Origin of the sequence: Bacillus halotolerans (assembly GCF_001517105.1) — a bacterium.
Classification (GTDB): Bacteria; Bacillota; Bacilli; order Bacillales; family Bacillaceae; genus Bacillus; species Bacillus halotolerans.
In genome coordinates, this window is record NZ_LPVF01000008.1 from 273,310 (window position 1) to 297,932 (window position 24,623).

General features: G+C 44.2%; 25 protein-coding genes, 1 other RNA gene and 1 pseudogene. 11 read left to right on the plus strand and 16 right to left on the minus strand.

What is annotated here, in order from left to right; translation table 11 throughout:
- Positions 1-309: 309 nt before the first annotated feature.
- A complete protein-coding gene (locus AU387_RS21900; protein ID WP_044159121.1) occupies positions 310-510 on the plus strand; it encodes a hypothetical protein in 201 nt (66 codons plus the stop codon).
- 1,030 nt (positions 511-1,540) lie between these two features.
- Here the strand turns inward: AU387_RS21900 and ssrA are convergent.
- The 5 genes from ssrA to secG form a co-directional block, all read right to left on the minus strand.
- Positions 1,541-1,903: a transfer-messenger RNA gene (gene ssrA / locus AU387_RS03925) on the minus strand.
- Between the two features lie 174 nt (positions 1,904-2,077).
- Positions 2,078-2,548, minus strand: coding sequence for an SsrA-binding protein (smpB, locus tag AU387_RS03930; RefSeq protein WP_010331890.1), 471 nt, complete (start codon positions 2,546-2,548; stop codon positions 2,078-2,080).
- 142 nt (positions 2,549-2,690) lie between these two features.
- A complete protein-coding gene (gene rnr, locus AU387_RS03935; protein ID WP_059334907.1) occupies positions 2,691-5,027 on the minus strand; it encodes a ribonuclease R in 2,337 nt (778 codons plus the stop codon).
- 18 nt (positions 5,028-5,045) lie between these two features.
- On the minus strand, positions 5,046-5,786 hold the full coding sequence (locus AU387_RS03940; RefSeq protein WP_044159124.1) for an alpha/beta hydrolase: 741 nt from the start codon (positions 5,784-5,786) through the stop codon (positions 5,046-5,048).
- Between the two features lie 131 nt (positions 5,787-5,917).
- On the minus strand, positions 5,918-6,148 hold the full coding sequence (gene secG / locus AU387_RS03945; RefSeq protein WP_003220028.1) for a preprotein translocase subunit SecG: 231 nt from the start codon (positions 6,146-6,148) through the stop codon (positions 5,918-5,920).
- 152 nt (positions 6,149-6,300) lie between these two features.
- On the opposite strand from secG, the gene AU387_RS03950 reads away from it, so the two are divergent.
- Positions 6,301-7,065, plus strand: a complete 765-nt coding sequence (locus AU387_RS03950; RefSeq protein WP_059334909.1) for an alpha/beta fold hydrolase — start codon at positions 6,301-6,303, stop codon at positions 7,063-7,065.
- Between the two features lie 43 nt (positions 7,066-7,108).
- On the opposite strand, the gene AU387_RS03955 is transcribed toward AU387_RS03950, so the two are convergent.
- Positions 7,109-7,342: a helix-turn-helix domain-containing protein gene (locus AU387_RS03955; RefSeq protein ID WP_024122859.1), complete on the minus strand. Its 234-nt coding sequence runs from the start codon at positions 7,340-7,342 to the stop codon at positions 7,109-7,111.
- 151 nt (positions 7,343-7,493) lie between these two features.
- On the opposite strand from AU387_RS03955, the pseudogene rghR reads away from it, so the two are divergent.
- From rghR to AU387_RS03975, 4 genes and pseudogenes are all read left to right on the plus strand, one after another.
- Positions 7,494-7,902, plus strand: a pseudogene (gene rghR, locus AU387_RS03960) (transcriptional repressor RghR).
- A 28-nt stretch (positions 7,903-7,930) separates the two neighbouring features.
- A complete protein-coding gene (locus AU387_RS03965; RefSeq protein ID WP_024122861.1) occupies positions 7,931-8,350 on the plus strand; it encodes a helix-turn-helix domain-containing protein in 420 nt (139 codons plus the stop codon).
- Positions 8,351-8,441: 91 nt separating this feature from the next.
- Positions 8,442-8,768: a catDE operon transcriptional regulator CatR gene (gene catR / locus AU387_RS03970; protein WP_010331897.1), complete on the plus strand. Its 327-nt coding sequence runs from the start codon at positions 8,442-8,444 to the stop codon at positions 8,766-8,768.
- A 126-nt stretch (positions 8,769-8,894) separates the two neighbouring features.
- Positions 8,895-10,595: a methyl-accepting chemotaxis protein gene (locus AU387_RS03975; RefSeq protein WP_059334911.1), complete on the plus strand. Its 1,701-nt coding sequence runs from the start codon at positions 8,895-8,897 to the stop codon at positions 10,593-10,595.
- Between the two features lie 45 nt (positions 10,596-10,640).
- Here the strand turns inward: AU387_RS03975 and AU387_RS03980 are convergent, their stop codons facing one another.
- From AU387_RS03980 to opuBA, 4 genes are read right to left on the minus strand one after another with little or no spacing between them, the layout of a single operon-like run.
- Positions 10,641-11,321, minus strand: coding sequence for an ABC transporter permease (locus AU387_RS03980; protein WP_059334913.1), 681 nt, complete (start codon positions 11,319-11,321; stop codon positions 10,641-10,643).
- A gap of 15 nt (positions 11,322-11,336) precedes the next feature.
- On the minus strand, positions 11,337-12,257 hold the full coding sequence (opuBC, locus tag AU387_RS03985) for a choline ABC transporter substrate-binding lipoprotein OpuBC (protein WP_059334915.1): 921 nt from the start codon (positions 12,255-12,257) through the stop codon (positions 11,337-11,339).
- Positions 12,258-12,268: 11 nt separating this feature from the next.
- On the minus strand, positions 12,269-12,922 hold the full coding sequence (locus AU387_RS03990; protein ID WP_044159130.1) for an ABC transporter permease: 654 nt from the start codon (positions 12,920-12,922) through the stop codon (positions 12,269-12,271).
- Positions 12,923-12,936: 14 nt separating this feature from the next.
- Entirely contained in the window at positions 12,937-14,082 is a 1,146-nt protein-coding gene (opuBA, locus tag AU387_RS03995) for a choline ABC transporter ATP-binding protein OpuBA (protein WP_059334917.1), read from the minus strand.
- A gap of 284 nt (positions 14,083-14,366) precedes the next feature.
- On the opposite strand from opuBA, the gene AU387_RS04000 reads away from it, so the two are divergent.
- A complete protein-coding gene (locus AU387_RS04000) occupies positions 14,367-14,900 on the plus strand; it encodes a GbsR/MarR family transcriptional regulator (RefSeq protein WP_044159132.1) in 534 nt (177 codons plus the stop codon).
- A 36-nt stretch (positions 14,901-14,936) separates the two neighbouring features.
- Here the strand turns inward: AU387_RS04000 and opuCD are convergent, their stop codons facing one another.
- From opuCD to opuCA, 4 genes are all read right to left on the minus strand, one after another.
- The gene (opuCD, locus tag AU387_RS04005) at positions 14,937-15,608 is read right to left on the minus strand and encodes a glycine betaine/carnitine/choline/choline sulfate ABC transporter permease OpuCD (protein ID WP_044159134.1); all 672 of its coding nucleotides are present in this window, start codon (positions 15,606-15,608) and stop codon (positions 14,937-14,939) included.
- A gap of 17 nt (positions 15,609-15,625) precedes the next feature.
- On the minus strand, positions 15,626-16,492 hold the full coding sequence (opuCC, locus tag AU387_RS04010) for an osmoprotectant ABC transporter substrate-binding lipoprotein OpuCC (protein WP_082687852.1): 867 nt from the start codon (positions 16,490-16,492) through the stop codon (positions 15,626-15,628).
- Between the two features lie 64 nt (positions 16,493-16,556).
- Positions 16,557-17,210, minus strand: a complete 654-nt coding sequence (gene opuCB, locus AU387_RS04015) for a glycine betaine/carnitine/choline/choline sulfate ABC transporter permease OpuCB (protein ID WP_059292536.1) — start codon at positions 17,208-17,210, stop codon at positions 16,557-16,559.
- A gap of 21 nt (positions 17,211-17,231) precedes the next feature.
- Positions 17,232-18,371 (minus strand): osmoprotectant ABC transporter ATP-binding protein OpuCA, encoded by a 1,140-nt coding sequence (gene opuCA / locus AU387_RS04020; protein WP_059334920.1) that lies wholly within the window; start codon positions 18,369-18,371, stop codon positions 17,232-17,234.
- A 263-nt stretch (positions 18,372-18,634) separates the two neighbouring features.
- Between opuCA and opcR the strand changes: the two genes are divergently transcribed.
- The 3 genes from opcR (at position 18,635) to AU387_RS04035 (ending at position 20,834) form a co-directional block, all read left to right on the plus strand.
- On the plus strand, positions 18,635-19,192 hold the full coding sequence (gene opcR, locus AU387_RS04025) for an opuC operon transcriptional regulator OpcR (RefSeq protein ID WP_059334922.1): 558 nt from the start codon (positions 18,635-18,637) through the stop codon (positions 19,190-19,192).
- A 164-nt stretch (positions 19,193-19,356) separates the two neighbouring features.
- Positions 19,357-19,971, plus strand: coding sequence for a PH domain-containing protein (locus AU387_RS04030; RefSeq protein WP_024122878.1), 615 nt, complete (start codon positions 19,357-19,359; stop codon positions 19,969-19,971).
- Between the two features lie 161 nt (positions 19,972-20,132).
- Positions 20,133-20,834, plus strand: coding sequence for a zinc ribbon domain-containing protein (locus AU387_RS04035; RefSeq protein WP_059334923.1), 702 nt, complete (start codon positions 20,133-20,135; stop codon positions 20,832-20,834).
- A 39-nt stretch (positions 20,835-20,873) separates the two neighbouring features.
- Here the strand turns inward: AU387_RS04035 and AU387_RS04040 are convergent, their stop codons facing one another.
- Entirely contained in the window at positions 20,874-22,691 is a 1,818-nt protein-coding gene (locus AU387_RS04040; RefSeq protein WP_059334925.1) for a zinc ribbon domain-containing protein, read from the minus strand.
- 126 nt (positions 22,692-22,817) lie between these two features.
- On the opposite strand from AU387_RS04040, the gene AU387_RS04045 reads away from it, so the two are divergent.
- The gene (locus AU387_RS04045; protein WP_082687831.1) at positions 22,818-23,285 is read left to right on the plus strand and encodes a GNAT family N-acetyltransferase; all 468 of its coding nucleotides are present in this window, start codon (positions 22,818-22,820) and stop codon (positions 23,283-23,285) included.
- A 43-nt stretch (positions 23,286-23,328) separates the two neighbouring features.
- Here the strand turns inward: AU387_RS04045 and eno are convergent, their stop codons facing one another.
- Entirely contained in the window at positions 23,329-24,621 is a 1,293-nt protein-coding gene (eno, locus tag AU387_RS21465; RefSeq protein WP_003151625.1) for a phosphopyruvate hydratase, read from the minus strand.
- Positions 24,622-24,623: the final 2 nt, after the last annotated feature.

Genomic DNA, 24,623 nt, shown 5'->3' on the forward strand with positions numbered 1-24,623 from the left:
TGCTGGATAAGGGAAACGACATTCCTTTATACCATTAGACATATGACAAATTACTAATTTTAAAGTAAATATTGGAATTTATCTTTCCATTTGCGATAATAAAACTAATATGTGATGGGTAAATAGGCGAATAAGGATAGGGCATTTAACCAACAGCATTCAGCCTTACTTTATTAACCGACGTGCAAGCCATTTCACCCTCAAGCGATTTTTAAACCGAAGAAAATGGGTACTTTGGATAAGCGGTATAAGCAGACTCTCTGCAAGTCTGTTTTATTTTTTTCTCATAAATAAACGAGGTGAAAATCAATGAATGGTATAGAATTTTTAGAATCTGTGTCGCAATTTGGACAAATCATTTTATTATTCTCCGGCTACGCCCTGTATTGGAGATTAGGTAAAACAAAAAGAGAACGAAGACTTACAAGATATGAAACTTTTCTTAGGTTCTTTGTAATGTTCGGCATATTGGCATGGGCGTTTTCGTTTCTTGCTTTGCATTTGTGGTAACAATCTTCTGTCGATATTTGACTTATTATGATTAAAACCCTTCTTTTGAAAAATGTATGTTGCTTTTACCATTTCAAAAAAGGGGGTGTTCACACATGTTGAATAGATTGTTTTTTCCGGCGTCGGTTTTCTTTCTTGCTATTGCGACAATAGCACCAGCAGTTCAGCAACCCAATTGAATCCGGAGGATGGTTAAGATGGCTTAACTGAAGAACAAGTTAAAAAATCTCTAGCAGAAGTTGAGTACATCTTTACTAAGATTTTAGTTTTTGACAAAGAGACGGGGTATACAGTCAAAGAGGATGGGCTTGAAAAGTCTCCTTAGACTGCAGGTCAAAAAGATGGCATGATCGCTTTCCGCTTATATATGAATAAAGAATATAATTATACGAATGTCAGAATCAGTAGTATTCAAGGATGTTTGGAAGATGCACTTAACTTAAGTAAAGGTGCTTTGAATCAAGTTCATGCAACACTGTGTATTTACTAAAATCCAGTGAGTACGCAGTGCCCGACAAGCTTACATAACCTCCTTTGTTCTTTTTCATGTGTACAGCTCCCCTAACACTATGTCCCAAACCTCCCATACCATCTCAATTGCATCTCCCGAATAATTGGGATTAGGGATAAAATTCACATGCAGATTCAGAGAGAGCCGATAGAATAACTGTCTCTTTTAAAAGACATAAAAATGGCGCTGAAAACACAGCGCCAGTAAAATCAGATTATAGGATTTTTGGTTCTTTTTACGATAGCATAGCGACTAGCACAATTGATAGACGCTACGAAAAATACCTTAGAAAATCAGGGGTGATCCACGACTTCAGACATTCACATGCGTCATACTTAATCAATAAAAAATGCAATCCATTGGTCATCGCATTGAACAAGTATAGTCACCTTTATCCGTCTACACAAATGACGTTATTGGCTTCATGGAAAACGAAAAATTTTAAAAGTGTTACCAAAAAGTAACCGCAGTGCCCTCGAAAGCTTTAGAAGCCTTGATAGCACTGCGGTTACAAAGTATGTATGGAGACGGTGGGAGTCGAACCCACGTCCAGAAACATCGATTACTTAAGCGTCTACGAGCGTAGCCTGCATATTTGTGTTTTCACTCATCTTCTTGCCTGCGGGCGGGCCTTCCGAGAGCTAGTCTGTTTGTCTCTTCTTACGTTCTCAGACGGGAACGCAAGCGTAGCCTACTTGGATGTGCTCTTCACAGACACATAGGCAATGTCAGGAAGAGCTCGCTGCGCTTATTAGGCAGCTAATGCTACGTTTTGGTTAAAACTGTTAGTTTTGCCAGTTATATTTATGTGCGTGTTTACGAGATCGCCTCTCGGCTCGCAGCTCAAGCTCGATCCATCCCTGTCGAATCCGTAACGTCCCCTTGTTATAAGGGAAATACGGGAGAAATATCAAGCTCTCACTCAAACTGGCTACATTCCTATTATAACATGATCACGGCTCATTTCAATTGACAAATCCTTCAAGAAAAAACCGTGTCATCTCATCGTGAAATCAGTATAGCACAGGCTGGATTTCAGTATCAAGCGTTATGCTTTTAGAACCCTTTTTGACTGTCTCTGAACGCTCTTTCAATTTCACGCTTCGCATCCTTGCGCTTCAGATCTTCACGTTTGTCATAGTTTTTCTTCCCTTTACCCAGACCGAGAAGAACTTTGGCAAAGCCGTTTTTCAAATACAGCTTGAGCGGAACGAGAGAATACCCTTTTTCCTTCGTTAAGCCGATCAGCTTGTTAATTTCCTTGCGGTGCATTAACAGCTTTCTCGTCCGGAGCGGATCGTGGTTATAGCGGTTTCCCTGCTCATACGGGCTGACGTGCATATTGTGGAGAAATACTTCTCCCCGTTCGATTTTGGCGAAGGAATCTTTAAGATTCACGCGGCCGGCGCGAATCGCTTTGATTTCTGTTCCTTGCAATACAATGCCTGTTTCATATGTTTCTTCTATAAAATAATCGTGATTGGCTTTTTTATTTTGTGATAATACTTTTCCTGACCCTTTCGGCATGCCAGAACCTCCTCTCACTAAGGAAAAACTGTCGACCTTTGCGATACGCTCTATTTTACCAAATGTCACGCATGGCTACAATGAAAAGCTGTTTCCGAAAGAAAGCAAATAGAGCACTGCGCCCTATTTGCTGGTTGAGCTGCTATTTCTTCTTTTTACGTTTCTGCTTCGGTGCGTTTTGAAAGCCGCGTTTTTTCTTTTTCTTCTTCGGCTTTGTGAACCACTCCCCTTTTTCCTCGGAAGGAGCAGGAGATACAGGCGTATTTGTGCTTAACACGCGTTTTCTGGCAGGTTTTCCGCGTTTTCGGCTGCGGCTGTCCATTTCTCTCGGACGGCGCGGGGTGCCTTTCATACCGACGATTTCGAAGTCAATATTGCGCTCGTCTTTATTGACGTCAACGACTTTGACTGTAATTTCATCTCCGATACGGAACACATTCCCCGTCCGCTCGCCGATCATCGCAAAATGCTGCTCGTCAAAGCGATAATAGTCATCCGTCATAAAGCTGACGTGGACGAGTCCTTCAATTGTATTCGGCAGCTCGACAAACATCCCGAAGTTTGTCACAGAGCTGATCATGCCGTCGAATTCTTCACCGATTTTATCAAGCATATATTCCGCTTTTTTCAGATCATCTGTTTCACGCTCTGCGTCAACTGCACGGCGTTCCATTGATGAAGTATGTTCAGCGATATCCGGAAGCCGTTCAGCCCACTTCTCCTGTGTCGCTTCATCGACCTTGCCGTTGATTAAGTACGTTCTGATCAATCTGTGGACGATTAAATCCGGATAACGGCGGATCGGCGATGTGAAATGGGTATAGAATTCCGTTGACAGGCCGAAGTGCCCCAAGCTTTGCGGGTCGTATTTCGCCTGCTTCATGGAACGTAGCATGACAGTAGAAATCACTGTTTCCTCTGGTCTGTCACGAACAGCGTCAAGAATGCTTTGCAGCGCGCGCGGATGAATATTTCCCGCCGTTCCTTTTACAACATATCCAAATGTTGTCACAAACTCTAAAAACTTTTGCAGTTTTTCAGCATTAGGCTCTTCGTGTATCCGGTAAATAAACGGAACGTTCATCCAATGGAAATGCTCTGCAACGGTTTCGTTCGCAACAAGCATAAATTCTTCAATCAGTTTTTCGGCGACAGATCGTTCTCTGATCACAACGTCTTTGACCGCGCCTTCTTCATCGACAAGCACCTTTGCTTCTTTAAAGTCAAAATCCACGGCGCCGCGGTTCATCCGCTTTTCGCGAAGAATTTCTGCCAGCCGCTCCATGTCTTTGAACATCGGTACGAGCGGTTCGTACTTTCGCTTTAATTCTTCATCATCATCAACAAGAATCTGATTCACATCGGAATATGTCATTCTTTCCGTTGTTTTGATGACGCTTTGGAAGATTTCGTGCTCTGTGACTTCTCCCCGACTGTTGATGGTCATTTCACAAGAAAGTGTCAGGCGGTCAACCTTTGGATTTAATGAACAAATACCGTTTGACAGTCTGTGCGGAATCATCGGAATCACACGGTCAACCAAATACACACTCGTTCCTCTTTCCATCGCTTCTTTGTCAATCGGCGAGTTTTCAGTCACGTAATGGCTGACGTCGGCAATGTGAACGCCAAGCTTATAGCTGCCGTCATCCAGTTTTGTCACTGTAACCGCATCATCCAAGTCCTTCGCGTCCGCTCCGTCAATGGTGACAATGACCTGGTCACGGAGATCACGGCGGTCTTTCAGGTCTTTTTCATCAATCGTATCAGGCGTGCTTGTCGCCTGTTCCATTGCATCGGCAGGGAATTCACCCGGCAGTCCGTGCTTATGGATGACTGATAAAATATCAATGCCCGGATCATTTTTATGGCCGAGAATGGATTCAATCTCACCCTCTGCATTCATTCGGCCTTCAGGATAGCTGGTCAGCTTAACAACCACCTTATGCCCTTCAGCCGCGCCATTTTTTCCGCTATTAGGAATGAAGATATCGCTTGTGATTTTTTTGTCATCCGGAATGACAAAACCAAAGTTTTTTGTTTCTGTATAGGTTCCGACTACCCGCTGAATCGCTCTTTCTAAAATGCGAATGACGGTACCCTCTTGTCTGGAGCCGCTTGACTGCGAATTCAGGCGTACCATGACGATATCGCCGTTCATAGCTGTATTCAGCTCATTAGGCGGAATAAACACATCGCTTAACGACGTATCCTCAGGCAGCAAAAAGGCAAATCCCTTCGGATGCGCAGAAAGCTTTCCTTTAATTAAATTCATTTTTTCCGGAATGCCGTAGCGGTCGCTTCTCGTCCGCACGATAAGCCCTTTTTCCTCCAGCGCAACCAGCGCTTTGACGAGCTCTTTAAATTCCTCGGCATCCGTAATCTGTAACATCTCCTCAAGTTCCTGAACAGTCAGAGGCTTGTACGCCTCTTCCTTCATAAACGAGAGAAGCTTATCCATAAATGCTTCTTTTTCCATAATCCGACCTCCTGTTGGTTACCAATCCAGCTTCTCTAAAAATTCATACACATCTTGATGTACGATGTCCCGTTCCTTGTCCAGCGTGATAACATGGCCTGATTCCTCATACCATTTCAGCTGTTTATCGTCAGTTTCCACTTCATTGTAAATAATATTGGCACTTTCGGTATTAATCATGTGATCATGACGGGCTTGCACAACAAATGTCGGAGAATAGATCATATCGACATTCTTTCGCACATCGGCAATCAAGTCTTGCAGCGCCTTAAGGGTATTCATCGGCGTTTTTTCAAATTCCTTCATTTCCTCTTCTATTTGCTCCGGGCTTTTCCCCTCGAATTTTTTGTAATTGCGCGCGTAGGAAAGGACGCCCTGATACATGACCTCTTCGCTTTTAATATGCATTGGCGCGCACATTGGAACAATTCCCTTTATGGGTACAGTGTAACCCAATTTCAGCGAAAAAACCCCGCCAAGCGACAGTCCGCAGGCAGCAATGTCCTCATAGCCTTCAGATTTTAAATATTCATAGCCATCCATGACGTTTTTCCACCAGTCTTCAGGCCCCGTATGTACCAATTCTTCAGGCGGAACGCCGTGTCCTTCATATTGAGGCGCGTGGCACGTATAGCCCCGTTCATTCAAATAACGTCCCAGCATTCTCACATCTGCTGTATTCCCTGTAAAGCCGTGCAGCAAAAGCACCGCTTTGTCTCCGCCTTTAAATGTAAATGGTTTTGGTGTCACAACTTTCATGCTCATTTCTCCCTTTCTTTCTGCACGATCATTTTAGTTTTCCACAGTTTGATCAGAAAAAAACGCTCTGAATATCAGCCAGAAACGTGAAAAAGGCCTGACTTTACATCAGACCTTATACAAACATTGCCCTATAGGATATAAGCAAGCGCAATCGTCAACACGAAAAACAAGACTGCCAGCACAACAGTAATGCGGTGCAGAATCAAATCAAGACCTCTTGCTTTTTGTTTCCCGAAGAGCTGCTCCGCTCCGCCTGAAATCGCACCAGATAATCCGGCGCTTTTACTGGATTGAAGCAAAACGACAATAATAAGTGCAATACTGACGATAACCAATAAGGTAATCAAAACCGCGTGCATCCCTTACACCTCCAGACTCACTGGCCTACATTACTTCTATTTTACATGAAAAGGTTTGCCATGTCACGCCGTATCAGACGCCAAAAGACCGGATAAGACATTTTGTTTTGGTTAGCCTATTCGTATGAATTGAGCGAAAAGGGAGAACAACAATGCCGATCATCAGCACAGCCAATAAGAAACATCTATATTATGAGGAATATGGACAGGGAATCCCTATCATTTTTATTCACCCGCCGGGCATGGGCCGCAAGGTTTTTTATTATCAGCGCCTTCTGGCGGATCATTTCAGGGTGATATTTCCCGATTTAAGCGGACATGGCGACAGCGATCATGCAGACCAGCAAATCTCGATTTCCTATTACGCAAACGAGATCGTGCAATTTATGGATCGTTTGCACATTGATCAGGCTGCAGTATTCGGGTATTCCGCCGGCAGCTTAATCGCACAGCACATTGGCTTCATCCGGCCGGACAAAGTATCTCATTTGGTGTTGGCCGGCACTTACCCCGCTGTTCATACCATGGCCGGTCAGCAGCTTCACAAAATGGGAATGTATCTTCTTGAAAAAAGTCCCGGCATGCTGATGAAAATTATCGCCAGCAGCCATACGAAAAACAGACAGCTCCGAAATCTATTAACGAGTCATATGAAAAAAGCTGACCTCGGCCATTGGTATCAATATTATCGGGATTCGCTCCGCTACAGCTGCCTTGAACAATTGCCCCGTTTTAACATGCCGATGCTGTTTATGTATGGCGGCCTGCGCGACTGGACCTTTGCACATGCAGGCTATTACCGGAAAGCATGCAGCCACGCTGAATTTTTCAGGCTGGAATACCAAGGCCATCAGCTGCCGACAAAACAATGGAAAACATGCAATGAACTTGTGACGGGTTTTGTTTTGACACATTGATGATAAGGCTTAGAAAACGCTTGGTTCCCCAGGCGTTCTTATATCATTGACTTTTGTCAACAAAATCATAGTAAAAAAGATCCTCAAACTTCAAGTCAAAATAGTGAAGCATTTTTCCGATCACAAGCTGCCCCGGCCGTCTTTCTCCATTCAGCACACGGCTCAGTGTGGCGGGTGAGACTCCGATTTCCAGCGCAAGCTGATTGAGGGAATAATCGTTATTGACCATATACTGCAATACATAATCACGTCTAATCTGTATCTTTTCTACTGGCACTTTCCTCACCTTCCGTTCATGAAAAAACTTTTTCTATACATTTACATTACGGCGTATGTTAACTTTTGTCAATACATTTCCAGCCTACCTATTCCCTTTAGTCAATAAACATACTAAAATATGAGTAATAGTGAGGGACGGGGTGAGACATATGGAAAGCTTCGGCGAACAATTACGGGCATTGCGTGAGGAGAGAAAGCTGACAGTCAACCAGCTGGCGACTTATTCCGGTGTAAGCGCGGCCGGCATCTCCAGAATTGAAAACGGCAAACGCGGCGTTCCTAAACCTGCCACCATCAAAAAAATTGGCGGAGGCCTTAAAAATTCCTTATGAAGGGCTTATGTATAAAGCGGGATATATCGAAGAGGTTCATGAAGCCAGAGCGACTTATGAAACGAAGTGCCAGCTGCTTGAAAAGGCGGAGGCTTATGACCTGAAAAATCTTGCCCTTCTTGAGAGTGAAAAATGGCAGTATCTCAACAAAGAGGATTTGCTCATGCTGGATCATTATTTCTCTTTTATTTCAGACGAAGCCAAAAAACGATCTGCTGATCAATAACTCTTTCCAGAAATGCGAGGCGATCATCATGTCAACATTCGGACAGGAATTAAGGGCGCTGCGCCGCGCCCGCAAACTGACAGTGAATCAGCTTGCGGTGTACTCGGGCATCAGCTCAGCGACCATTTCAAAAATAGAAAACGGCAAGCGCGGCACACCAAAGCCCGCGACCATAAAAAAGCTCGCAGCGGTGCTGAAAATACCGCACGAAAACCTGATGGCAGCCGCAGGGCACATTACCGCTTTTCCTGAAGAAATTCGAGAGGCTTCTGAAAGCTATCAGTCTATTTATGCGATTTATCAGACGGCTGTCACTCGCGGAACGGAGAACCTGTCTCTTTTTAACAGCGAAAAATGGCGGCATCTCTCCAAGCAGGATATTGAAAATCTCAGCAAATACTTCGATTTTTTAGCTTCCGAAGCGAAAAAACGCTCCTCTTCCACGTAATCCTCTGCGTCTCTTTCCGCATTTTATCAATCACGCATGCATACGTTCCCTCGTTATTTGCGTTATAATAATGACAGACGAGGTGAAAAGTATGAACCAATCAGAAATGTGTCCTAGATTTGAAAAAGCAGTCGACATCTTGAGCAAACGCTGGGTTGCTTTAATCGTTTTTCAGCTGTTGAACGGTCAGCAGCGATTTAGCGAAATAGAAGCAGCACTTCCAAATCTAAGCGGCAGAGTTCTGTCAGAAAGGCTGAAAGAACTTGAGCTTGAAGGAGTGGTTAAGCGGGACGTCATCCCCGAAACTCCGGTTCGCATCGAATATTCATTAACCGACAAAGGAATGGCGTTAGCGCCCATTCTGGGTGAAATCTCCAAATGGGCTACTGAATGGATTGACCCTTCCTTTCATATGTAATTGCTAAAACGGTTCTATCTCCACGGAGAGAAGAGCCGTTTTTTATTTTTTATTTCCAGGTGAAAAAACAATTTCTCAGCCGATATATAGTACATCACATCACTTTTTTAAAAGGAGAACACTTATATGCGACTGACGATTTCCCGCAAATTCAGCCTGGTATTTTTGACACTGATTCTCATCAATCTGCTTATATGTGGAATAGGCGCTTTCAATATGCAGCACATCATCAAAAAGACAGATGAAATCAATACAAAATGGATAGACGGCATTAAAGAAATTACATCTATTAATTATTTGACAGAGCACCTTTCCTCTAAGGAAAAGGATTTCTTGATTTATACAGACAAAGATAAAATGGATACCCTGGACCAAGATATGAACCAGATCCTTAAGGATATCAATGAAAAGCTTGATAACTATGAAAAGACAATCTCTAATGACAAAGAACGCAGCATTTTCGAACAGCTCAAGACTGAAGTCAACTCTTATACGAATATTCATAGCCAGATTTTAGAGAGCGGACGCACGAATGATATAGATAAAGCAAGGGGGTTATTGGTACAGACTGAAGCAAGCTTTGAGGATATGAAAAAATCAATCACTGAACTTGTTGACTTTAATAAAGAAGGCAGCAACACGGCGGTGAAAGAAACCAAGGATGTTTATCATAAAGGTCTGATTTACACGGCTTTGCTTCTGGCAGCCTCCATCGCCATCAGCATATGCATTTGGCTTTATATCAATCGCAGCATTGTAAAACCGATTATTCGAATGAAGTCATCTGCGAATGAGATCGCCGAAGGCAATCTTTCAAATGACATAGAGGCGCTGGCCTCAAAAGACGAGCTCGGCGATTTGAACGAAGCGCTTCAGAAAATGGTAGGGAATTTAAGAGATATCGTCGGATATTCAAAAGAAATCTCCACCCGCGTGCTTTCTTCATCACAGGTGCTGACCACTGCAACGAATGAAACAAGAACCGGCAGCAGGCATATTACCGAAACGATGAACGAAATGGCTGAAGGCTCCGAGCAGCAGGCGCAAGACGCTGTGACGATCGCCGAATCAATGAATGAATTTACAGAAAGCATTGATAAAGCCTACAATCACGGCATGACGATCAGCGATACGTCTCAAAACGTACTCGAACTCGCCGTAAACGGAAACGAAAATATGGATACGTCAGTGCAGCAAATGAAAACAATCCATCATATCGTTCAAGAGGCCGTTCATAAAGTGAGATCGCTGGAACAGCATTCTCAGGACATCAACAAGCTTGTTCAGGTCATCAACGGCATTGCCGAGCAAACGAACTTATTGTCACTTAATGCCGCAATTGAGGCAGCCCGCGCAGGAGAAAGCGGCAAAGGCTTCGCTGTTGTGGCCGAGGAGGTCCGAAAGCTCGCAGACGGCGTATCTGACTCCGTTCAGGATATCACTAAAATAGTTGGGGGCACACAGCAGGAAATCAACACTGTCATTCAATACCTGGAAAGCAGCTTTACCGAAGTAGAAAAAGGTACTGAAAACCTGACTGACACCGGACAGGCCATGCAGAACATTAAGCAATCGGTCACCTATGTAGCGGACAGCATTAAGGAAGTAACGGACGGATTAAAGCAGTTAACAAACCAATCGATCACAATTAACCAATCGATTGAAAACATCGCCTCCGTTTCTGAAGAATCCGCCGCCGGCATTGAAGAAACATTTTCCATTACCGAGCAATCCGCCCATTCAATGGATCAAGTGCTTCAAAATGCTGAGGAGCTTGAGCGTTTGGCGAAAGAACTTAATCAGAAAATGGATCAGTTTACAATTTAAATAAGAAAAAAGAGGCTGTAATCATCCAAGCCTCTTTTTTTGTTCTTATGCAGCTGTTTGAATACGCCTCACCTTGGTTCTTTTTTTCTTGACCGGATGTAACACCCGCTCCAGCCAAGCCATGAGCAAATCAGCCGCAACCGCCATCACCGCAGTCGGAATCGCGCCGGCTAGAATAATCGCCGTTCCGTTTGTGGCGTTTGACCCGCGGACGATCATATCCCCAAGGCCGCCGGCGCCGACAAATGTGCCGATTGCTGTAATGCCGATAGCGATGACGAGAGCCGTTCGAAGGCCTGCCATAATGACAGAAAGCGCGAGCGGGAGCTCAACCATCCGAAGAACTTGGAATTTCGTCATTCCCATCGCTTTTCCTGATTCTAAGTATGCGTGTTCAATGCTGACAATGCCTGTGTACGTGTTTCGGATAATCGGCAGCAGGGAATACAGAAATAATGATAAAATCACTGTGTTTGCACCGAGCCCCATGACAAGCATCAGGACTGCCAGCATGGCGAGCGCCGGAATCGTCTGAATGACATTTGTTACGGCGAATACCCATCCTGACAAGCGGCGGAAATGCGCAATGAGGATGCCGACCGGAACCCCGACGACAGCAGCAAACAAGACGCCGTAAGCCGACATAAGAAAATGGCGGCCAAATTCTTCCATGACATAGCTGCCGTTCTGTGCATAATACCTCATTAACTGTTCAAGCACATTCATTGGTCAATCCCCCTTTCACGATTCGAAGTAGTGATGCTTTTGCAAATATTCCTTAGCAACGACAGACGGTTCCTTTAGGTTACCGTCAACTTCATAGTTAAGCTCCTGCATCGTGGCTGTATCGATTTTTCCGATCATTTTCTGAATGATGCCTTCCAGTTCAGGATGTTCTTTAAGCACCTGTTCCGGAACAACCGGAGAACAGTCGTACGGCGGGAAAAATTGTTTATCATCCTTTAGCATTTTGAGATCATAGGACTTGATTCTCCCGTCCGTGGAGTAAGCGAGGACAATGTCCATTTTTCCGCTTTTCACCGCGTCATACACAAGCCCGATCTGCATCGGATACGTGCCGCCGAATGTCATGCCATAGGTTTTTGTAAAATCCTGATAGCCGTTCCCTTTCAGCTTCATCCAATAATTGTCGACGCCCAGCTTTAATTGCGGCGCCCATTTTTTGACGTCTGATACGTTTTCTAAATGATATTGGTCCGCAAGCTTCTTGCTGACGGTAAAGGCATACGTATTATCAAACCCGTAGGAGTCATACCATTTTAAATCATATCTTTTTTTAAACTCCCGCTGTGTCAGCGCCAGCGCTTTGTCTGGATCTTTTTCAGGTTCCATTCTCAGCGTTCCTGTCAGCGCATCGCCGGTATATCTTGTGGCCGCAATATCGATTTCTCCGTTCATCAAGGCCTGCTGCTGCACCGCGTTGGAGCCGAGATTTTTAATGGTTGTTGTTTTTAGATCCGTATGGTGTTCGATCAGCTGTCCAAGCATGCTTGCGATGATTTCTGATTCACTCATGCTTTGCGCGCCGATTTTGATGGTCTGGTCTGAAGCGGCGCTGAGCCCGGGAAGCGAACAGCCGCTTAGCATCAGCATTACTGCGAGCGTAAATCCGCTCAGCCATTTAAGATGTTGTCTTTTCATGAGCAGCCTCCTTATGAAACTTCCTTCATTCCCTGCAGTCCGGCAGGCGTGATTTTTCGTTCCGTCAACGCCAGCACATAATCAATGACAATCGCCAATATCGTGACGGGAACCGCTCCTCCGAGGATATATTCCGGCTGATATAAATTCAGGCCGATGAAAATGTAATCACCCAATCCGCCGCCTCCGATAAAGGATGCAAGCGTCGCCCAGCCGATTAAATAAATCGTGGATGTTCTGATCCCCGCCATGATGACGGGCGCGGCAAGCGGCAGTTCCACGAGGCGGATTTGTTCAGCGGCCGTCATCCCGATGCCTTTTCCTGATTCAAGCAGATTTTTATTAACGCCGCGAATCCCGGTATACGTGTTGCGCAGGATCGGCAAAACGGAATAGAAAAACAAGGCCACAATAGCCGGAACTTTTCCGACTCCCAAGAGCGGGATAAAGAAAGCGAGGATTGCCAGACTAGGCAGCGTCTGAATGATATTCACAATGCCGATAATGGTGCCGGCTCCTTTTTTCATTCTGGTAAGCACAATCCCAAGAGGCACAGCGGCAGCCACGCCTAAAATGACGGCGATGAGAGAAATGGTGATATGCTCATATGTTTTGTAAAGCAGCTCGCCTCCGTTGGTTTGCAAAAATTCAATGATATGATCCATGTCTCACAACCTCCCTATGACAATACTGCGAGCTGTTTTTCTTCTCCCCAGATGGACTCATACACAATGTCAACCAGGCTCGCTCTCGTCACAATTCCTATTAAACGGCGGTCTTCATCTACAACCGGCACGTACTTTACACCCCGTTTTAAAATTTTGTGTACTGTATCCCGCAGCAGTGTTCCGCCCAAGACGGTATAGATGTCTTGATGAAGGACCTCGCCTACGAGCTCGGCTTTCTTCCGGCATTGATCAATGATTTCCACATCTACATAGCCTAGAAGAACATGGCTGTCATCTACCACCAGCAGCGAATCGACACGCTCCTGCCTCATCAGCTGGATCGCTTCAGAGAGCGTTTTATCCGCCGTAATGGTCACCGGGTGTGTACTCATCATTTGATCAACCCGCTCAACATCAGGACTTGATGACTGAATCAGGCGCTCTTTGCCGATAAACTCCTCAACAAATGCATTTGCCGGATTTCTCAGAATATCATCAGGCGTTCCGATCTGCACAATCTCTCCGCCTTTTAAAATGACGATCCGGTCTGCTAGCTTAATCGCTTCATCCATATCATGGGTAACAAATACGATGGTTTTATGTAAGGTTTTTTGCAGTTTTTTAAATTCTTCCTGAAGGGAATCCCTCGTAATCGGGTCAAGCGCCCCAAACGGTTCATCCATTAAGATAAGCGGCGGTTCCGCGGCAAGTGCCCGTAATACACCTATTCGCTGCTGCTGTCCCCCGCTTAATTCATGAGGATAACGGTCTAAATATTCAGGTCCCATATCGACCAATTTTAAAAGCTCACGCGCACGTTCTTTCCGCTGCTGCTCCGGCCATTTCAGCAGCTTAGGCACAAGTGAAATGTTCTGCTGAATGGTCATATGGGGGAACAGTCCGATCTGCTGAATGACATAGCCGATCTTACGCCTGAGTTCTACCGGGTCCTGTTCCATCATGTTCTCGCCGTCAATAAAAATCTGACCGGCTGACGGCTCAATTAATCGGTTAATCATTTTCATCGTTGTCGTTTTTCCGCAGCCGCTTGGACCGATAAAACAAATAAATTCACCTTTTTCAATTTCCAGATTCACGCTGTTCACAGCTTTTTTGCCGCCCTTATATGTTTTCGAGACATTTTTTAATGTCAGCAAACATCGCACCTCCAAAATTAAATTCATTCAATTCGTTCAGTTCATATTTAATTTTTCAGATAATTGAATGCTTCCCATTATAGAATAAAGTTTATAAAATAAAAAGTTTACAATTTGTTCATATTATTTATAAACTATGTGTAAACCCTGATTTACCCGTATTGACCGGTAATGATCTCCTTATTGCTCCAATTTCCTGCCAAATTCTATGATTACAGCATTTCCGCCTCATCAAAAATGTGGTATATTGACATCGGAATTGTTAGCTGAAAGGATTGAAACTGTTGGATAAAGATCCGTTAACGATAATTGAACAGACTGAAGACCACCTTATAGAAAGAATCGCGGAAAACATGCATGCATTTGGAATGCCCTCTACCGTTGGACGTGTGCTGGGCATTATTTATATGAATCGCAAGCCGATGACGCTGACGGAATTATCAGAAGCGACCGGCATGAGCAAAACGCGAATGAGCCAGGTCGTGCGGGACATGCTCGATGCCAACATCGCCGAGAAGGTGTTCGAAAAGGGCGTGCGAAAAGACTTATACGATGTTGAAGAGGATTACTACCAAACCTTTATCACTCTGTTTACAGCCACTTGGAGCAAAGTCGTCAGCAAAAATAAAATGATGCATAAAAAACTCAACCGAGAGCTGCTCAGTATCTTGGATGGAGAGCTTTCTCCTGAAGCGGAAGAAAAGGTGAATGAGCTGTTGAAGGAATTAAAGGAATGGCTCGACTATTACAATTGGCTCGGCCGTCTGATTGAGTTTTTTGAGAGTGAAGAGATTTTTAAATATGTGCCGAAACCGTAAAAAACGCCCTGTCATGAACAAGGCGTTTTTTTATTATTAAGCTGCACTGGCCAGTTTTTTCTTTTTCTTTTTAATCGGGCTTAACGCGCGTTCAAGCCAGCCCATGACCAAATCAGCTATCACCGCCATAAGGGCTGTCGGGATCGCGCCAGCTAATATAATCGCGGTCCCGTTTGTTGCGTTTGACCCCCTGACGATGATGTCTCCAAGGCCTCCGGCGCCGACAAATGTCCCGATGGCAGTAATGCCGATGGCAATGACGAGCGCGGTGCGGAGGCCGGCCATAATGACAGAAAGCGCCAGCGGAAGCTCGACCATCCGCAGCACTTGAAACTTTGTCATACCCATCGCTTTTCCGGATTCAAGATAGGCATGTTCAATGCTGACAATGCCTGTGTACGTATTTCTGATGATCGGCAGCAGTGAATAAAGAAATAACGATAGAATGACCGTATTCGCGCCAAGCCCCATCACTAGCATCAGCACGGCCAGCATGGCGAGCGCCGGCACCGTCTGGATCACGTTCGTGACGGCGAAAACCCAGCCGCTTAATGTTCTGTACCTGGCAATCAGGATGCCAAGCGGAATGCCGACGATGGCCGCAAACAAAACGCCGTACACCGACATCAGAAAATGGCGGGAAAACTCTTGCAGCACATAACTGCCGTTTTGCGAATAGTAAGAGCCAAGCTGCTGTAATACTTCCATTTGGTCTGCCTCTTTTCTTAGTCAAAATAATGATGTTTCTCTAAAAATTCCTTTGCCACAACAGACGGCTCCTTCAGTTTGCCGTCCACTTCGTAGTTGAGCTCCTGCATGGTTTCCGTGTCAATCTTCCCGATCAGTTTATCAATAATGCCTTCAAGCTCCGGATGTTCCTTAAGCACCTTTTCCGGAATCACCGGCGAACAGTCATACGGCGGGAAAAACTGTTTATCGTCTTCTAGGATTTTGAGATCATACGCCTTAATCCGGCCGTCTGTGGAATAAGCAAGAACGGCGTCCATTTTCTCGTTTTTGACTGCGTCATAAACAAGTCCGATCTGCATCGGATAGGTTGTTCCGAACTCGAATCCATACGTGCTGACAAAACCTTTATATCCGTCGCCCTTCCGTTTCAGCCAGGCATTGTCGACCCCCAGCTTATATTCAGAAGTGTTTTTCTTCAGATCAGACACGGTGTTTACATGCTCCTTTTCCGCAAACTTTTTTGTTACGGTAAAGGCATATGTGTTATCAAACCCGTAAGAATCAAACCGTTTATATTTAAAACGTTTGTCAAACTCTTTCTGCACGATATTCAGCGCTTTTTCCGGATCCTTCTCCGCCTCCATTCCGAGGGTGCTCGTTAAATCCGTGCCAGAATAGCGTGTGGCGGATATGTCAATGTCACCGCCGAGCATCGCCTGGTGCTGAACATAGTTTGATCCGAGATTTTTGACTAAAGCCGTATTTAAATCCGTATCGTGTTCAATGAGCTGCGCAATCATATTCGCTAAAATTTCTGATTCTGTTATGCTTTGCGCCCCGACCTTGATCGTATCTTGTGAGGCGCCGCCAAGTCCCGGCAGAGAACAGCCGCTCAGCAGCATGACAAAGGCGAAAGCGAGCGCGCCAATCCATCTGATTTTTTTCGTTTTCAATACAGCCAACTCCTTAAGAAACTTCCTTCATCCCTTGCAATCCCTTCGGTGTCACTTTTCGTTCCGTCACGGCTAGCAAATAATCAATGATAATGGCTAAGATTGTAACCGGCACAGCACCGCCAATGATGTATTCAGGCTGATACAGGTTCAGCCCGATAAAAATGTAATCACCGAGTCCGCCGCCGCCAATAAATGAGGCAAGGGTCGCCCAGCCGATTAAATAGATCGTGGATGTGCGGATGCCTGCCATAATAATCGGAATCGCCAGCGGAATCTCGACGAGCCGGATCTGCTCCCAGCCGGTCATTCCAATCCCTTTTCCTGACTCAAGCAGATTTTTGTTTACACCTTTAATGCCTGTATACGTATTGCGCAGAATCGGAAGCACCGAATAGAAAAATAAAGCGACGATCGCAGGCACTTTTCCCACACCGAGAAGCGGGATAAAAAATGCCAGAATCGCCAGACTCGGCAAGGTTTGCACAATGTTGACGGCACCTATAACCGCGCCTGCGCCTTTTTTCATTCTGGTCAGCAGAACGCCGAGCGGCACCGCAACGATAATGCCCAATACAACAGCAATGAGAGAAATGTATAAATGTTCACCTGTTTTATACAGCAGCTCTCCGCCGTTCGTCTGTAAAAAAGTCATTATTTGATTCATGTGTAAGAGCTCCTCCCCTGATCAGATCGTCATTAGCTGGTTTTCCTCGCCCCATATGGAATCGTATACGATGTCCACAAGGCTCGCTCTTGTCACAATCCCTGCTAAATGGTGCTCTTCATCGACGACAGGAACATACTTGATCCCTTGCTTCAAAATTTTTCGGACTGTATCGCGAAGAAGCGCTCCTTTTTGCACGGTATACATATCCGAGCGGTACACATCACCAACAACGCTCGCTTTTTTGCGATTTTGATCAATGATTTCAACATCTACATATCCCTTCAGCACATTTTGCTCATCTACAACAAGCAGCGAGTCGACGCGTTTTTCTCTCATCAGCTGAATGGCCTGGGAAAGCGTTTTGTCCGCTGACACCGTCACTGGCGTTCTGTTCATCATCTGCTCAACCCGCTCAATTTCAGGCCTTGTCTGGATCAGGCGCTCTTTCCCGATAAATTCTTCTACAAATTCATTTGCCGGATTTCTGAGAATCTCATCAGGTGTGCCGACCTGAACGATTTCACCCGCTTTTAAAATCACAATCCGGTCAGCTAGCTTAATGGCTTCGTCCATGTCATGTGTCACAAACACGATGGTTTTGTTTAACGTTCTCTGCAGTTTTTTAAATTCTTCCTGAAGGGAATCCCGCGTGATCGGGTCAAGCGCTCCGAACGGTTCATCCATTAAAATGAGAGGGGGTTCCGCAGCCAGTGCGCGCAGCACGCCGATTCTTTGCTGCTGTCCGCCGCTGAGCTCGTGGGGATAACGGTCTAAATATTCAGGGCCCATATCAACAAGCTTTAACAGCTCTCTCGCCCGTTCTTTCCGTTTTTCTTCAGGCCATTTCAGCAGTTTCGGAACGAGTGAAATGTTCTGCTGAATGGTCATGTGGGGAAACAAACCGATCTGCTGAATCACATAGCCGATTTTTCTCCGCAGTTCAACCGGGTCCTGTTCCATTATGTTATCTCCGTCGATATAGATCTTTCCTGACGACGGTTCAATCAGTCGATTAATCATCTTCATCGTCGTCGTTTTTCCGCAGCCGCTCGGGCCGATAAAACAGATAAATTCGCCCTTGGCAATATCTAAATCAATGCTGTTCACAGCTTTTTTGCCGCCTTTATATACTTTTGACACTTGTTCTAATTTCAGCAATCCGTGCACCTCCGCAGGTTTCCGTTAATTTTTCTGAAAAGTATAATCTTTATTATAATTTGAACTTTGTAAAATAAAAAGTTTACAATGTGTTGAAATTATATGTTATTTACAGATTATTTATTGTTATGACTCAGGCAGAGAGGGTGTTCTTACAATTACGCCGGATACCTCTCGCTTCCTCCGCATACAGCTGTTTTCAACAACTGGCAGAAATATGATATATTGACACCATCAATTGCCATTTGAAGGGATGATCAGCTGTGGAAAAAACTGCTCTCGACATCATTGAACATGCTGAAGAGCATCTCATCGAGAAGATTGCCGAAAACATGCATACGTTTGGAATGCCTTCTACTGTCGGGCGTGTGCTCGGGATTATTTATATGAATCGAAAACCGATGACGTTAAGCGAGCTGTCAGAAGCAACAGGCATGAGCAAAACACGGATGAGCCAGGTCGTCCGTGAAATGATTGATGCCAACATTGCCGAAAAGGTGTTTGAAAAAGGCTTAAGAAAAGATCTTTACGACGTAGAGCAGGATTATTATCAAACCTTCATATCTTTATTTGCGGCGAACTGGACAAAGGTCGTGAGCAAAAACAAAGTGCTGTACAAAAAATTAAACCGAGAACTGACGGATCTTTTACAAAGGGACGAGCTTCCCCGAGAAGCCGAAGAGAAAGTCAATCAGCTGCTGAATGAATTAAGAGAATGGCTTCATTACTATGATTGGCTGAGCCGCTTAATTGAGTTTTTTGAGAGTGAAGAAGTATTTGAATACGTGCCGAAAACAGATCAAAGCAGCTCCCTGAAGTAAGGGAACTGCTTTTCTGCATGATGAGATGAATATTGGCAACAGTATACTTCCTCCATGTGACATTGGCCTTACCAAGAGGCTGATTCTTCGCAAACGTTTATAGCCGTTCGGAAACGCCGCATGCTACAATGAAGTGACTATGTAAATAGGAAGGATGTATCTATATGTTTAAGAAAATTGCAGCAGATGCACTCGGATTATCAGATATCGGAAAAATTATCGAACCTCAGGATTATGACAAAACAGATGCTGATGACTATGTCATGCATGAAGACAACGAAAAAATTTATTTCCTGATTAAAACAAAAGCCGATGAATATTGCTTCACGAATCTGGCGCTGATCCATGTTGACGGCGAACGTGCCACTTCCTCTAAACGAACGCTGAAACGCTATCCTTATTCCCAATATAAAATCTCTGATGTTTTTCTGGAAACCGCCGGGAAGGTCGATTTGGATGTTGAAATCAAGTTCAAGCTGGGCTCTGAACAATTTGACATCGATGTGCATAAAGAGCAAATTGAAAAGCTGAAAGATTTGTATAAAGCCCTTCTCCGTATCTCTGAAACGATCTATGAAAATGACATTTTGATCAATCAGGCTGAACAAAGTCTGGAACGAGCAGTCACCATCCTTCAGCATACCCGCCCTGAGCACGTCAATATTGAAACACAATACAAAGAGCTGACCGAATTCGGGTTTACATGGGTCACTTCCGTCCGCTCGCAGTACCATATTAAAGATTTTGGTGACGTATTTGAAAAATATATGAATAACTAGAAACAAGACACGAGTTCGCATCTGGCAGCTCGTGTCTTGTTTCTGATCCATAATCTTGGAGAAAATTTTTTGGCTGGATATTGGTTACTTTTCTACTTTTTTCTTTTATAATGACATTATTAGTCTATTTTTCCTATATTACATGTAAAAGGAGTCATCATATGTTTTGTCCTCAATGCGGCCATCAAGCAGATGGCGGAAAGTTTTGTGAGAAATGCGGATCGCCTCTTCCACGCCAAGCCGGCGAAAATCAAGGAGCACAAGCGGGAGCTGAAGCTGCAAAACAAGCAGCAAAGCAGTTTGGTTCATTTGTTCTGGCTGTTCTGAAACGCCCTTATCAGGAGTGCAAAACAACAGGCGGCGAACAGCTGATCAGCGGAATCATTACAATGGTGCTTTTCAGTTTACTAACTCCGCTGATGTTTTATATTCTTTTTTCAGATGGTCCCGGCAGTGCGAGCTTTACAGAAATCTTTTTAAAGCCAACCATTTACTTTGCCCTTTTTATTTTCGGGTTGCATGCATTGATCTTTTTTTCCTTAAAAATCGCGGGAAACCAAGTCTCATTTAAAGATTCACTCTCCAGATTTGGTGCGTTTCTTATTCCATTTACAGCTATTTTGATTCTTGCACTTCTATTGTTTTTATTACATACAGATCTTTGTTTCACCGTGTTAGCGATTGGTTTAATCGGCGCATTCTTCGCTATTCCCCCTGCGATGCTGAGCAGTTACCAGCATTCGTATAAAGGAAAGGCTGATATCATTTACTCAACCATTGTGATTTATCTCATCACGTGCGTTGCGTTTCGGTTCATCATCGAACATTATATTAAAGAAATTTTCCGTTATATCTTTTTTTAAAAAACACCCCCATCGCCTGCTGGTGATGGGGGTTTGTTTTTATTGAATAGATGTTAAATAGATTCTTCCGTCTTTCACTACGCCGGTGTAGGTCCAGTTGTATGTTCTGCGCTTTGTACTGCCGCCTGATTTTGTAATATCAAATTCTTCATATGTTTTAATTGTGATAGTCGAGCCGCTTTGATTAAAGCTTTTTACCTCTACATCAATAAATACTTCAGTCGTTCCCTCGCTGTACAGCTTCTTAACCAATTTCTGCTGATCATTATATAATGAACTTCCTTTTTCCAGATTGCCTTCCATGACCGCAAACTCATTTAAATTCACTGCGGTTGATTGATTTGTCAGATAACTAACCATAAATGATGTCACTTGTTCATCCGTGACATCGCCGGTCGATGGGCTTACGCTTGCTTTCTTGCCTTTTGCGTCCGCCCAGGCTGACGTGTACGTCTCTGCATGATCATTTTTTATTTTCTTTATGTTTGTTCCGGCAGAATCAAAAGTTGATTCCGCATCTTCGAACATCCACTTTTTCTGTTTTTTATCATATGAAAGCAGATATTCATAGCTCGGGCTTTCATCCGACATTTCAGGTTTCGTATAGTCATTATAATTAGCCGACTGGTGAAGTTCTTTTCCTTTTACCGTCGCCTGCCATGTACCGTCATTCTTCTGGGATAGAGCAAATGTATCCAAATCAAAGTCTGTTTCCAGATATTTATCTTTTAAGTAAGAATCCGTGTTTTTCATCGAGTCCACGTTCTCTTTTACTTCGGCTTTCCAACTGGCACTTGCCTCTGTCATCTGAGCTGTATTTCCATCAGAAAGCGCTTTGGAATATTGCTTCGTCGTTTTGACAATCGTGTTCATGATTGTTTCTTGTGTGTCTTGGTCAGGAATTAACGTTAACTCCATTTCTTTGCTATCAATCGGCACACCCGCTGTTTTTGTCTTTCCCCACGGAAACTCCGCTTCGACCGCAGCTGTCATTGATCCGTCTGTCAGAAGCGGGCCGTATGTGACAGATTTGAACGGATCCTTATGGATGGATTTACCGTTAATCAGCAATTCTCCCTTTCCATCCTTCATGTCGTCCGCTAAGCTGAATGTTACATTATCTGCTTCCAATGAAAGATCAACACGAAAGCTGTTGTCACCAACCGCCTGAATGTCTTCCTTTTTCACAAGATCGACTACATCGTTTTTCAGTTTGGCTGAGACTGTATATTCGCCTGGAATGTACGGTCCGAGGGTTTGTGCTTGATCTGCTTTCTTTACAGATCCGGCTTCCTCTTTATTCACATAGAGATCGGTATTTTTATAATTGCTGGTTACTTCAAAATAAACAGGTGCTATCTTTAAATCATAATGGTCAAATACTAGCAAGCTTTTCCCGTCTTTCTCCGCGTATACAATATCCTTTTGGACTGTTTCAGCACGCAGCGATGAAAAAAGCTCATCTTTTTTGTCAGGATGATCCTTTAAATATGTAAGAAACGGCTTTACGTTTTGTTTAGTAAGCTTGAGCCTGTCATTTGCCGGCGTTAGCAGCGTAGCGATTTGGTCTTTATCCTCATCATTTACAGCCTGCTCAAATTTGTCGACTAACCTGTCCTTAGAAGTAAGGTACGCTCCGGTTTTATATGCGGCGAATAATATGACGCACGCTGCGGCAATGCTGCTCCATAACATGATGGTTTTCTTAGGGATTGGTTTTCGCGGAGCCTGCCTCGTTTCAGCAGTGCTTGCTGTTTCTTGATTTGCCTGTCTGCTGCTCCCTCCGATCGGGGTGCCGCATTCTTTACAAAACTTGGCTCCTTCATTATTTTTTTGACCGCATTCCTTACAAAACATGTGACTTTCCTCCTATTTTTTATCCACTATTTTGTACAGATTTCCTATGTTACATATTTTATAATAGAATGGTATGAAATTGGAGGAAATCATGAAAATATCTCTATAAACATATGAAAAGGTGGAATGAACGTGCAACAACTCACCATCCAAAAAGCAATAAACTATGATCAAGCGCTGTATGACCTTCTGCTGCTCGCCGATCCGTCAAAAGAAATCGTTGATGAATACATTGCCAGAGGAGAATGCTACACAGCTTATATATCGGGCGAATTAGCCGGTGTATACGTGATCATTACAACTAGACCGCAAACTGTAGAAATCGTTAACATCGCAGTAAAAGAAACAATGCAAAAACAGGGCATTGGTAAGCTTCTTATCCGCGACGCCATCGAAAAAGCAAAACATATGGGAGCAAAGGTGATTGAGATTGGCACTGGAAATTCCAGCATCCATCAGCTGTCTCTTTACCAAAAATGCGGGTTCCGTATACAGGCGATCGACCATGATTTTTTTATCAGACACTACGATGAGGAGATCTTTGAAAACGGCATTCAATGCCGGGATATGGTAAGGCTTTATTTGGATCTCTAAAAGCACAAAAAAGCCGCCGAGACATATCTCGGCGGTCCTTTTATTACTTATTCAAGTTGTAGAAAGAGTTAATACCGTGGTATTGAGCAGTTTCAGCCAACTGATCTTCGATGCGAAGAAGCTGGTTGTATTTCGCAACACGGTCCGTACGTGACGGAGCACCTGTTTTGATTTGTCCTGCGTTTGTTGCCACAGCGATGTCAGCGATTGTGCTGTCTTCAGTTTCACCAGAACGGTGAGAGATAACAGCAGTGTAGCCTGCGCGTTTCGCCATTTCGATCGCATCGAATGTTTCAGTCAATGTACCGATTTGGTTTACTTTGATCAGGATAGAGTTGCCTACGCCGTTTTTGATACCTTCAGCAAGTTTTTTCGTGTTTGTAACGAAGAGGTCATCACCAACAAGCTGAACTTTTTTGCCAAGACGCTCAGTAAGAAGCTTGTGGCCTTCCCAGTCGTTTTCGTCAAGTCCGTCTTCGATAGAGATGATTGGGTATTTAGAAACCATTTCTTCGTACCAGTCAACCATTTCAGCAGATGTTTTCACAACGCCTTCGCCAGACAGATGGTATTTGCCGTCTTCTTTGTTGTAGAACTCAGAAGATGCAGCGTCCATTGCAAGTTTTACTTCTTCGCCAGGTTTGAAGCCGGCTTTTTCGATTGCTTCAACGATTGTTTGAAGCGCTTCTTCGTTAGAACCAAGGTTTGGAGCGAATCCGCCTTCATCACCTACAGCTGTGTTCATTCCTTTAGCAGAAAGAACTGATTTCAGGCTGTGGAAGATTTGAGCGCCCATGCGAAGTGCTTCACGGAAGTTAGGAGCACCTACTGGCATGATCATGAATTCTTGAATATCTACGTTGTTGTCAGCATGCTCTCCGCCGTTGACGATGTTCATCATCGGTACAGGAAGCGTTTTTGAGTTGAATCCTCCAAGGTATTGGTAAAGAGGAATCTGTAAGAAATCAGCAGCTGCGCGCGCACAAGCCATAGATACGCCAAGGATTGCGTTCGCACCGAGTTTGCCTTTGTTTTCAGTACCGTCAAGCTCGATTAAAAGCTGATCGATTGCGTTTTGTTCAGTTACATCAAAGCCAAGAAGCTCTGGAGCAATGATTTCGTTTACGTTGTTAACAGCTGTTAACACGCCTTTTCCAAGGTAACGGTCTTTGTCGCCGTCACGAAGCTCAACTGCTTCGTATTCACCTGTAGAAGCTCCGCTTGGCACTAATGCGCGGCCGAAAGCTCCTGTTTCTGTATATACTTCAACTTCAACTGTTGGGTTGCCGCGTGAGTCTAATACTTCGCGTGCATAAACATCAACAATGTATGGCATGA